The 1,020-nt window shown below is 53.0% G+C and carries 1 protein-coding gene; it reads right to left on the reverse strand.

What is annotated here, in order from left to right:
• Positions 1-320: 320 nt before the first annotated feature.
• Positions 321-1,020, reverse strand: a 700-nt coding sequence (locus tag VJ956_RS13605) for an ATP-grasp domain-containing protein (RefSeq protein WP_324085584.1), incomplete at its 5' end; no start/stop codon positions are given.

Consider the following 1,020-nt stretch of genomic DNA (forward strand, 5'->3'; position numbering starts at 1 on the left):
CAACTCGTCCGCAACATGCCTGAGCGAGGAATCACAGATTGGCTGAAGAGCAATGCAGTAACTTGAGTGGTCTGGACTTCTGGCATCGGGCATTAAAAACCTTGCTTAGCCGTTTTCAGCTCAGTGATGTTTGTTAATTGATGCACTGCATGGTTGCAGAGACAGCTATCCTAACTCGGAGTTTTCATGGGAGGAAAGATAAATCGACTCAGAATGACAGAGCCAGGGGTTAACGGGAAAAGGTCGAGAGCGTAACTGGCCTGCCGGGCCAGTTACGCTTTTCGCGGTCTCTGTCTGCAAAGATCAGCGCGAATCGCTTTTTATACGTAGAAATCCAGGTCTTCCTGGGACTTGAGCAGGTCCCGCATCACGATAGGATCGTCACCAAAGAAGAACACCAGGCCCCAGTGGGTGCCGAAGGCTGAACGGTCAGGAACCGTTTCCTCGCTCGGTGCCACCAGTTCGTGGGACTCGAAGTAGGGATGCTCAACACACTCCGGCGGCATCTCCAGCTTGCTGACCACACGCCGGCGCGGATACACACCGAAGCAGCCCGCGTATCCTTTTGCACCCTCGACTTCCTTGGGGAAGAACGCAGCCACTTCCTCTTTCGTGCTCTTCGGGTCGAAAACCAGCATGGAAGCCTGGTAAGCACTGAAGCCATAGGCCCTTTCAATCAGTTCGAACGCCTTGAAGCCCGGTGGACGATAGGCTATTTCGCCAAAGTACATCTCGCCGTCTGCGGTGACGAAGTATTCGGGGTGAATCACGCCGAACTTGATATCAAAGGTCTTGATCAGCAGTTCGATCTGTTTGGTGATCGCATTGCGCCAGCTTTCAAGCTCTCTGGTCGCCGGCACAAACACTGAATAACCCAGGGTTACGTACTCGGAGATGTTGAGGAACTGGATCTTGCCATTGTGAATCCACGCTTCAACCGCGAATTCCCAGCCACTGAGATGGCTTTCCATCAGCAGCGGATATTCTTCGTCCGGGATGTGGTCGATTTCTTCCAGTGTG

Source organism: Marinobacter sp. (assembly GCF_035268745.1).
GTDB lineage: Bacteria > Pseudomonadota > Gammaproteobacteria > Pseudomonadales > Oleiphilaceae > Marinobacter.